The following is a 7,017-nucleotide window of genomic DNA, read 5'->3' as shown; positions in this document are numbered from 1 at the left end:
GGAAAGTGTATCCACATAATGTTGACTTGAACCGAACGAACTGGGAAACCTCCACTTTTTTACAGTCCGCGAGGCAGATCCACTATATTCAGTGTTTGATATTACGGGCTTTCGAAATTTAGGTTAAATAACTTGGAGATAAATATACATGCTCCGCAATGTCTTGCAGGCCGATATCCCGGCTGTAATGACGATCGATATATTTCATCACTTCACCGATGACTTTGCGGTTCTCTTCCCCGTTCGATTCCTTCTGCTCGATAAGCGCCTCGATTATCGTATTGATCAAACGGTGCAGGTCGGTCAGGTGCTCGATCTTGGCAATTTGATCCGACATTCGATTCATGCTGATCGGATATTGATCGCGGTGTTCCTCGCCAATTTTGCGCAATATGCCGGTAAAGACCGTTTTGGTATATAGCGGGCTGTAATGTCCTGCATTCTTCAGCCTGCCGATAAGAATGTTAATATGATTGGGAAGCTCATGAAAGTCAGCGCTTTCAATTTGCTTATATATTTCATGAATCGTTTGCTCAACGTCGTCCGTCGATTGCTCCTTCATAACCAGGCTCTTGTCCTTGTCCCAAATTATGCTGCCTTCAAGGTAGAATCGATAATCCAATTGTTGTTCCATCCGATCATACTCCGCATGCAAATCCTGAGGATCATGCACGGCGCTTCCGATCACAATAAAGCAGCGCATTCCATATTGCTCGGTAATCCATCTTTTCATCTCATTCGCATAATTCCTGACTTTCGATTGCCTGTCGGCGCCGTATGGATACATAAAAATAAGAATGCCTTGACGTTCGTTCAGATTAAGATAGAAGTACGAATCGGTGATCAATTGGGCCAACCGGGATTCGAACGCATAATTATGCAAATCGAAAAACCGGTCTTGCAAATCGACGAGAAGCATTTGAAACGAAGTATCTTGAAGCGAAATCCCGGCAAATTTTATTTTTTCTTGAAAATATTCGTCCCACTCATATCCGTGAAGCAAAGCATGGAACAAGTTTCCCCGTTCATATTGGACCGCCCTCTCGTATCCTTGTATCAATCGCTCCTTATTTTCGTTTTTTTGGCGATCCAGGTCGCATAAATCGATGACCTGATTCATAATTTCGAGAAACTGCTCTACTACAATCGGTTTTAAAATATAATGGGCCACGCCGATTTGTATCGCTTTTCTAGCATAATCGAATTCTCCGAAAGCGCTGTAAATAATCACTTTTAAATCGGGACGCATTTCTTTAGCGCGACTCGCGAGTTCCAATCCGTCTATAAACGGCATTTTAATATCTGTAAACAAAATATCGAAATGCTGATTCTTTATTTGCGCCAAAGCGTCTTCGCCATGAAATGCTTGCGACACGATGAGAGGAAGATGATGTTTCCGAAGCAGCCATGTGATCGTTTCCACTTCTACCTTCTGATCGTCGACAACGAGTATACGATACATTGTTATTCACCCTTTGAATCTGTTCTATGATCTCCAACTGGAGCAAAATATCGAATTACTTTACTCTTCGGCGGCGGATATATTTATCATAAGAAACTTGAGAGCGCTTTGCATACGATAAACCCAGTGCAGCACCCGAGTTTACTTCCCTTTTTAGTTGATTCCTCTGTTCAATATCACGGCCGCTCCGGCATTCCACGAATCGGGATCGACCTCCGCGAACAATCGAACCGTTATCCAAAGTAATATCGACGATTCTCGGAAGCCGGAATCGCACCTGCTCCTCCTCTGCGCCGTATTCAACCTCAATATCGTTCGTCGGATCCGCGAAAACGATATTTGCTATGGCAGGAACGCCGACTTTAATCATTTTGTCTGTTTGGATTGTCCGGTCACTTGCCAAGATCTCCGTCATTGGACTTCCAGCGCGTATTGGCGTTGCCGTCGGTACTATTTTCAGCCGCGAATTGCGGTTCGGTCTTCGAAATGGATGACAACTGGACAGGCTTGTTTAACGCAAGATTGAGACTCTTTTCCCACCGCGCGCAGCTCCCGGCACGGTGTTTCGCTGCATGTCCGCGATCGGTCGACCACATCGTATGCAGTATCGTCTTCTGCGGCGGCATATGCCGGCAGCAACCCCGCGACCGAAGCCAGCAATGCAATGATCGCGACTATCTTGCTTCCTTTTCTTATGTTGCAACCTCCCTTTGCTACTCCGTTATCCTTTATTCACTCGAATATAAACCGCTTTCAAAAAAAGCAAAATATAAGATTCTTTAGATAAATATGAGAATCTGCTTTTTTCATAGTAAGCCTTATCAAATGAAAAGAGGGCATCCTTTTCGATATCGCAACCTGACGGTATGTCGAAGATAGGAAACACCCTCGTCTCCGCTGGCGCCGCCGTATTGCCGCGGCAAAAATATCCGATGAAACTGCAGCCTGATGGGACGAATCGGGTCTGTCGACGTACTGGAGTCGGGTCTGTCGACGTACTGGAAGCTGACGCGTTCGCGGCTAACGGAACTACAGGACTCTATTTGAGCAAAATTGAGACTTTTTAAAATGTAACGGAACTACGGGACCTTATTTGCGGTTATTCGTCCATTTCCCGCCAGGAAAACAACGAATAAGAGCACTGGCTTCCGTTAGAAATCGAATAACCTGCTTTTTTCCACATTAAGGTCTTCTATTTCCGTTACAAAAAAAGCATTGGATCAATTCCAATGCCCGTGGGTCTTCTTCAACCGCGTCGCTCGGACCGCCCCATGCTGTCCCGGAAAAAGCGGCGGTCCGCATCGTCTCGAGAGCTCGCAAATCCGCATGGACGAACGTATCTCATCATCGCATCGGAATCGCTCCTAAATCCGCCTGCTTACGAAAATCCCCCGGGGCTATCCTGTACAAAATACAACATTTTGCATCTTTTTCATGCGGCCAAGATGCCTATGCTGTAGTTTTTACAACATTTCGGGGTCAAAACGGGCCATACAGCCGTTCTACTAACGAAATTGTTGTAAATTGTACAACATAGCGGCCCATTTCGCCTTCTGCCCCGTCATCATGTTGTATTCCGTACAACTTGGACAGCACTGTGCCGGGAACGAAATTTCTCCGGTTTGAGCGCGCTCCAGGTCGCCGATCATTGCTTCGGGATCGACATCGTCCTTCAATCCCAAGTAGACGATCGCATCATCCTTAGCATCGAGCATGTAATAGCTTTCGTCCTGAGTGTAATGCATACCGAATTGCTCGTAAATATATTCGTTCAACGGATGAACCTGAAGGCTCAAATTTTGTCCGCCCATCGTATCGAGGAAGTCGAACCGGATCGGAAAATTCGGCGCCGAATCGCGTGTACAGATTCGACATAAATCCGAAGACGCGATCGTCGGTTGAACATGGAAAAGCGGCAATTCACAGAAACTGCCGTTACTTGCTTGGTACCGTATGAACTTCAACGCCCGCATTGACGATTTGCTCGACGATATCCGCCGGAGCGGCATCGTCCGTAATGACGGCGTCGACTTCCTTCAACTGGAACGAAGTTAAGGAAGAGCATACGCCGAACTTGGTCGAATCGATCATCATGACCGTCCGTTTCGCGGAAGCTTTCATCGCCCGCTTGACTTAGCTTTCCATCAATTGGACACGATCTTCTTCAACGCGGAGGCGGTGTACAGGCCGTTCGTCACAATCAGCAAATCCCGGTATTGCCCGAGAAAGCCGGCCATGCCCGTTACGGTTGTGCCTCCCTCCAGGAAAATGACGCTGTCGTCGCGAACGAAATGATTGGCGGCATATTCGGCAATCCGCTCTTTCAAATCCAAATGCGCCCCTCGTTTCTCGTCAAAGGGCGGCTCCGGGTTCGGCGTTTGCACGAATACGGCTCCGCCATGCGTGCGCCGTACGATGCCTTCCTTCTCCAATTCCTTCAAATCCCGGCGAACGGTCATTTCCGACACGTTCAGCAATTCGCTCATATTCGTAATCGTGCCCGCCCTTGTTCGTTTTTGTTAATTTTCGAGATCCGGAAGCTGCTTCACATAACTGTCCGATATATGCAGCAGTTGCAGCGCCCGTTCATATTCGTCCCGGTACCGCTCCAATTGCTCGGCCAATCTTTGCTTTCCGAGCTCTTCATCCGTCTTCGCGCCGTCCCGATCGCCGGCTCCCGCCAGAACGCGGTCCCGGATTAAATGCAAGTCACCGTCCTCCACGCCTTCGCCGGGAATGAACACTCCTTCATCGTTAATAAACGAGCCCGAGGGCAAATAATAGCGCTCCGGCAAAATGTTATGCTTATTATTCAGCAAATTTTGCCCGAAGAACGTTCGCCCTTCCATCGGCATTCCCGCCAAATGAGCGACCGTCGGCATAATATCGACTTGTCCCCCTACTTGGTCGAACGCTTGCGGCGGCGGCCCGTCCGGAACGGAAACGATGAGCGGAATATTCAACATATCGGTATAAGAATAATCTCTTCCCAACATTTGCCGAAGCATCGCCAATTCCGGCTCGTTGAGCGAGTACATCGGAAGCCCCAAATGATCTCCGTAGATGACGATCATGCTATTTTCCCAAATATGGCTTTGCTTCAATTCTTCGATAAATTGGCCCAGCGCGGCGTCGGCATAACTTTGGGCACGAAGATAGTTGCCGACGAGCGTGTCCTTCATCTCATCCGGAATCGGCACGGCGTATTTGTCTTCCGGCAAATCGTACGGGTGATGCGCCGACATTGAGATGACATGCGCGTAAAATTTCTGCCCTTCTTCTTGATACTTGGCAAGCTCCGCCGCCGTTTTGGCATATAACACTTCGTCCGAAGCGCCGAAAGCGAGCTGATCTTCCTCGCCGAAAAACGCCCGGTCGTAATATCGGGTGAATCCCAGCGCCGGGTACATTCGGTTCCGGTTCCAGAAGGTCACGTCATTCGTATGGAACGTAAACGCTTTGTATTCATGCTCGCGCACCAGCTTCGGCAAGCTGGGCAAATCTTTGCCCGTATAGATATCCGCGGCGGCGCCGTTCGGCGGAATATAGAACGACGTATTCGTAATGAACTCGGCATCGGACGTATTGCCTTGTCCGGCTTGTTGATACATATGAGGAAAATAATAAGCTTCCTTCGCCAACCGATTTAGTACCGGCGTCACTTCATGCCCGTCCACCGTCAATCCGATCAGGAAGTTTTGAAACGATTCGAGTTGTATGATAACAATATTTTTATCTTTGGCCGCACTCCAATAAGGCCCTTGATCCTCGTTCCCGGACGCGATGCCTTTCAGCGTTCTGATTTCATCCCGGTCGATCGTATCGGGCGGGTCCAGCTCTTCTTTTTTCATATCCGCGAGTACGGTATAGACTTGATAATTAAGTATGCCCATCTGCTCGGCCTGCTTTATTTCGTTGACAATTCCGCGATTCATCCAAATGGTGGCGAGACAGAACAACAACGAAGCGGCGAGCATGATCGGAACGATGCGGCGCCCGGAACGTTCGAGCTCTTTGCCCCACCCGCGAATGTTCTTCGAGAACAGGAACATGACGAGCAGAACGACCACATCGAGATAGATGAGCAAATAGTAGGGATGCATTAAATCGAATACGCTGCTCTTGACTTGGACGACTTGTTTCGCTTGCTGCAGCGCGCGGTAATTGACAATGACGCCATAATATTTGTAATACATAATTGCCGCAAAATAAACCGACGTCATCGCGAAATTCGCAATCATATAAAATAAAATTTTACGTTTCTTAGCGAGCAATTCGATCAAGCCGAACACAACCCAAACGGACGGTACGCTGACAAGAAGAGCGGTTCCCGTATCCTTTGCGCCGAATATGACTAGCCAGGACAAGTTGATTTTCAGTACCATGAATACCGTAAAAACGAAGAACGGCCGGCTCATCCACCGTAATATCCCTTGCAAAACGATTCCCTCCCCTTTCGCGTTCAACAGTATATCACGTGAACATGAAATGCAGCTTAAAACGTCACAAACTATATTTTACTACAAAACGATTGCAGAAGGTAATGGGCATGTTTTGTCGAATTAATGGTAAGACATTCTACCTAAACAATGCGAGTTCAAAAGTCAAAATGAGGACTTTTTGAACTACCTCTATTAAGGGACGGTGACATCATGTATTTCATCTTCGACCTCGACGGGACCATTTGCTACAAGGGGCTGCCCGTATCCCCGCAATTGACGAACGTTTTGCTTCGTCTCGAATCGCTTGGGCATCGGATCGGGTTCGCTTCGGCCAGACATTGCCGCGACATGTTGCCCGTATTGGACGACAGGCTTCACGGCAAGCTGCTCATCGGCGCGGGGGGAGCGATGACCCGCTTCCGCGGCGAAACGGTGCGCATCGAAGCGTTTCCGCAGCCTGTGGCGGAATCCGTTCTCGCTCTTCTGCGCGATTGCCGCGCCACGGCACTAATCGACGGCGATTGGAATTATGCTTGCCTCGGCGACTCCGGCCATCCGTTTATACAACAGATCGATCCGCTGGGCTTGGCGGACAAGACGGAAATCGAACGGTTGGAACGAATCGTGAAAATATTGGTCCTCGACTGCGACGACGTGCCGAAACTTCATGCAAAGCTCGAAAGCGCCGGCGTCTCCATTCATTCCCATGCCGGGGAAAATGTAGTGGACATGACTTGCCGCGGCGTTAATAAAATGACCGCATTGGAACATTTCGGCATACAGGAAGGGGAGTTCGTATGCTTCGGCAACGATATGAACGATATCCCGATGTTCGAGAAGGCGCGCCATTCCGTTGCGATCGGGGACCACGCGGAACTGAACGCGATCGCCAAAGAGCGCATTCCGCTTGACGGGCATGTCGAGGAACGAATAATAGCGAAGCTGGAGGAGCTTGCAAAAGCGGGTACTAGCGTATAAAATCCGGGGACTGAAGCCCCGGATTTTTTTTCGGCTTCAAGCGGCGCCCCCGGAAATGGTTGCGATGCAAAATCCGGCGTAGCGGTTGAAGCGCCGCGGGATCATTTCTGTTATTATGGAAGGATAAGCTTTTTC

6 protein-coding genes and 1 pseudogene are annotated in these 7,017 nt (G+C 48.8%); 2 read left to right on the top strand and 5 right to left on the bottom strand.

Features of this window, described 5'->3' with window-relative positions; translation table 11 throughout:
- Window positions 1–118 precede the first annotated feature (118 nt).
- A complete protein-coding gene (locus LQ229_RS17005) occupies window positions 119–1,462 on the bottom strand; it encodes a response regulator (RefSeq protein WP_230192344.1) in 1,344 nt (447 codons plus the stop codon).
- Between the two features lie 866 nt (window positions 1,463–2,328).
- On the opposite strand from LQ229_RS17005, the gene LQ229_RS17000 reads away from it, so the two are divergent.
- Window positions 2,329–2,529, top strand: a complete 201-nt coding sequence (locus tag LQ229_RS17000; protein ID WP_230192343.1) for a hypothetical protein — start codon at window positions 2,329–2,331, stop codon at window positions 2,527–2,529.
- A 558-nt stretch (window positions 2,530–3,087) separates the two neighbouring features.
- Here the strand turns inward: LQ229_RS17000 and LQ229_RS16995 are convergent.
- The 4 genes and pseudogenes from LQ229_RS16995 to LQ229_RS16980 all read right to left on the bottom strand — a co-directional run.
- Window positions 3,088–3,303: pseudogene (locus LQ229_RS16995) on the bottom strand (mannose-6-phosphate isomerase); the annotation flags it as partial.
- A 94-nt stretch (window positions 3,304–3,397) separates the two neighbouring features.
- Window positions 3,398–3,583, bottom strand: a complete 186-nt coding sequence (locus tag LQ229_RS16990; protein WP_230192342.1) for a hypothetical protein — start codon at window positions 3,581–3,583, stop codon at window positions 3,398–3,400.
- Between the two features lie 23 nt (window positions 3,584–3,606).
- A complete protein-coding gene (locus LQ229_RS16985; RefSeq protein WP_230192341.1) occupies window positions 3,607–3,948 on the bottom strand; it encodes a DeoR/GlpR family DNA-binding transcription regulator in 342 nt (113 codons plus the stop codon).
- Window positions 3,949–3,981: 33 nt separating this feature from the next.
- Window positions 3,982–5,901, bottom strand: coding sequence for an LTA synthase family protein (locus LQ229_RS16980; protein ID WP_356711095.1), 1,920 nt, complete (start codon window positions 5,899–5,901; stop codon window positions 3,982–3,984).
- Between the two features lie 213 nt (window positions 5,902–6,114).
- Between LQ229_RS16980 and LQ229_RS16975 the strand changes: the two genes are divergently transcribed.
- Window positions 6,115–6,882: an HAD-IIB family hydrolase gene (locus LQ229_RS16975; protein ID WP_230192340.1), complete on the top strand. Its 768-nt coding sequence runs from the start codon at window positions 6,115–6,117 to the stop codon at window positions 6,880–6,882.
- Window positions 6,883–7,017: the final 135 nt, after the last annotated feature.

The organism is Paenibacillus sp. CECT 9249, assembly GCF_918697855.1.
Classification (GTDB): Bacteria; Bacillota; Bacilli; order Paenibacillales; family Paenibacillaceae; genus MSJ-34.
This window is presented reverse-complemented; position numbering and strand designations above follow the sequence as displayed.